At 56.5% G+C, this 253-nt stretch carries 1 pseudogene; it reads left to right on the top strand.

From position 1 onward, the window contains the following. Positions 1–126: pseudogene (locus F6X42_RS43290) on the top strand (IS3 family transposase); the annotation flags it as partial. Between the last annotated feature and the right edge of the window lie 127 nt (positions 127–253).

Genomic DNA, 253 nt, shown 5'->3' on the forward strand with positions numbered 1-253 from the left:
CGAAAGGTACTGGCCCACCGCGTGGCGATTACGATGGAAGCGATGCACGCTGTCGAGGCGTTGGAAGAAGCGTTTGCGAAATACGGGCAACCTGAAATCGTCAACACCGACCAGGGCAGCCAGTTCAGGGGGTGTCCGGAATTTTGTGTAAACGGGTTGAGGTTTAACCCGGCACTAGCCGCTCTTCGAACTGGATTGTGAAGCGGTTCAGGGCCGCTTTCCAGTCGCGGATAGGCATCGTCCACTTCTTGCT

The sequence above is a fragment of the Paraburkholderia podalyriae genome (assembly GCF_014397785.1).
GTDB lineage: Bacteria > Pseudomonadota > Gammaproteobacteria > Burkholderiales > Burkholderiaceae > Paraburkholderia > Paraburkholderia podalyriae.